The organism is Nocardia sp. NPDC049149 (assembly GCF_043197455.1).
Taxonomy (GTDB): Bacteria; Actinomycetota; Actinomycetes; order Mycobacteriales; family Mycobacteriaceae; genus Nocardia.
This window is the reverse complement of record NZ_JBICTD010000025.1, coordinates 1-2,890: the sequence shown is the minus strand read 5'-3', so window position 1 is coordinate 2,890 and position 2,890 is coordinate 1. Positions and strand designations below refer to the sequence as shown.

General features: G+C 67.8%; 1 protein-coding gene. It reads left to right on the top strand.

Annotation, left to right across the window (positions count from 1 at the left end; genetic code table 11):
- Position 1: 1 nt before the first annotated feature.
- The coding region (locus tag ACGFNJ_RS44040; RefSeq protein WP_393462651.1) for an amino acid adenylation domain-containing protein at positions 2 to 2,890 on the top strand (2,889 nt) is incomplete at its 3' end.

The following is a 2,890-nucleotide window of genomic DNA, read 5'->3' as shown; positions in this document are numbered from 1 at the left end:
TGTGCCTTTTGAGCGTTTGGTGGAGGTGTTGAATCCGACGCGTTCGCAGGCGCGTCATCCGTTGTTCCAGGTGATGCTCTCCTTCCAGAACCTGCCGGAAAGCACCTTCGAACTGCCCGGCCTGCGCGTCTCGGCGATCGATGTCGAGGTCGGCACCGAGAAGTTCGACCTGTCGTTGAACATCCAGGAATCCGGCGAGGCGAACAGCGGCATGGTCGCTGAATTGTCTTATGCGACCGATCTGTTCGACGGCGCGACGGTCGCAAAGCTCGCCGACCGGTATCTGCGGGTGCTCGCGCTGATCGCGGAGGATCCGCAGCGGCGGGTGCGTGACATCGATCTGCTCGATGACGCCGAGCGGGCCGTGGTGCTGCGGCAGTGGAACCAGACCGCCCATGCGGTGCCGGATCTGGTGAGTGTGCTCGATCTGTTCGAGGCCCAGGTGCGGTTGCGGCCGGACGCCGTCGCGGTGATCTTCGATCCGGGTACCGATGCGGTAGCCCAGACGCTGGCCCACCCGTCGCCCGACCACCACCCCCCATCGAGTCACTGCGTGACGCTGACATATGCGGAGTTCTCTGCGCGAGTGAACCGGTTGGCACGCAAGCTGATCGATGCGGGCGTCGGCCCGGATGCGTTGGTGGCGGTCGGTATTCGCCGCTCGGTGGACATGCTGGTCGCGGTCTATGCGGTGCTGACCGCCGGTGGCGGTTATGTGCCGGTGGATCCGGATCATCCGGCCGAGCGGATCGAGTACGTGCTGGCCGGTTCGCGGCCGGTGTGTGTGCTGACCGCTCGTGACGCTTCGGGCGTTGCCGGTGGCATCGGCGCGGAAACCGCAGGCGCCGTTCCGGTGTGGGATATCGACGAGCTGGATCTGACCGGCTACTCCGATGCGCCGGTGACGTCAGGTGAGCGGCGTGGGGAGTTGCGGGCGAGCAACACCGCCTACGTGCTGTACACCTCGGGCTCTACCGGTCGCCCGAAGGGCGTGGCGATCAGTCATGCCGCACTGGCCAACCAGATGAGTTGGACGATCGGCGAATTCGGGCTGGACGACACCGATGTGGTGCTGCAGCGGACGCCGTTCACCTTCGACCCGTCGGCATGGGAGATGTTCGTCCCCTTGATGATCGGCGCACGCGCGATCATCGTCACGCACGACGGCCACCGTGACCCGAGGTACCAGGCCGAGCTGATCGAGCGGCACGGCGTGACCGTGATGGACACGGTCCCCTCCTTCATCGCGGTCTTCGCGGCCACCGCTGCGCCGGACGAATGCCGTTCGCTGCATACGGTTTTCGCGGGTGGCGAGGTGTTGCCGACCGCGACCGCGACCGCCTTGCGCCGGATCTCGGATGCGGCGATCTACAACGCCTACGGTCCCACCGAATTCACCATCACCGCCACCTCGGGACGGGTGGGCGACGCGCTGCCCGCGTCGCTGCCGATCGGTGGCCCGGTGTGGAATTCCCGGGCCTACGTGCTGGACGCCGCGCTGCGTCCGGTGCCGGTCGGGGTGCGCGGCGAGCTGTACCTGGCTGGCGTGCAGCTGGCTCGTGGCTACCAGGGCCGGGTGGATCTGACCGCGGATCGGTTCATCGCCGACCCGTTCGGCGTGGCCGGTGAGCGCATGTACCGCACCGGTGACCTGGTGCGCTGGAACACCTCTGGCGTACTCGAGTACGTCGGCCGGTCCGACTTCCAGGTGAAGTTCCGTGGTCAGCGCATCGAGCTCGGCGAGATCGAGACCGCACTGCTCGACTGCACCGGCGTGCGCCAGGCGGTCGTGCAGGTCGTGCCGACGTTGGCGGGCGATCAGCTGGTCGGTTACGTCGAGGGTGCGGTGGATGTGGAGGCGGTGCGGTCGCAGCTGCAGCGCCGGTTGCCGTCCTACATGGTGCCCTCCACGCTGATGGTGTTGGCGGAGTTCCCCGTCAACTCGTCGGGCAAGCTGGATCGGAAGGCCCTGCCCGAGCCGGTGTTCGAGGCACGTGAGTTCCGCGCGCCGGTGACCCCGGTGCAGGAGATCGTGGCCGGCGTGTTCGCCGACTTGCTCGGCGCCGATCGGGTCGGGCTCGACGACGACTTCTTCGCCCTCGGCGGCAACTCGCTCGTCGCCACCCAGGTCACCGCGCGGCTCGGCGCCGCGCTGGACACCACCGTGCCGGTCCGCATCCTGTTCGAGGCGTCGACGGTGGCCGCGCTGGCGGTCCGGTTGGCCGATCATGCCGGGCAAGGCAGCCGAATCCCGCTGGTGCGGCGCGATCCCACCGCGCCGACACCGTTGTCGTTCGCGCAGCAGCGGATGTGGTTCCTCAACCGCATGGACACCGACGCGGCGATCTACAACATGCCCATCGGCATCCGGTTGTCCGGTGACCTCGATGTCGCCGCCCTGCAGGCCGCCCTCGGTGACGTGATCGAGCGGCACGAGTCGCTGCGCACCATCTTCCCCGAGGTCGACGGCGCCACCGGGCCGGTGCAGGTGGTGCTGGACGCGCGCGAGAGCGTGCCGGATGTGGCACTGCTCCGGGTCACCGAAGCCAACCTCGCCGAGCATCTGATCACGTTGGCGTCCACCGGCTTCGATGTCACCACCGACCTGCCCCTGCGGGTACGGCTGTTCCAGCTCGGCACGTCGGAGTACGTGCTGGCGCTCGTGGTGCACCACATCGCCTCCGACGGCTGGTCGATGGCGCCGCTGGCCCGCGACGTCATGCTCGCCTACACCGCGCGTGCCGCGGGCGAGGCGCCCGCCTGGGCGCCGCTGCCGGTGCAGTACGCCGACTACGCGGTGTGGCAGCGTGCGGTGCTTGGTGGTGAGGATGATGCGGAGTCGTTGATTTCGCAGCAGATTGGTTATTGGTCTGCGCAGTTGGTGGATTTG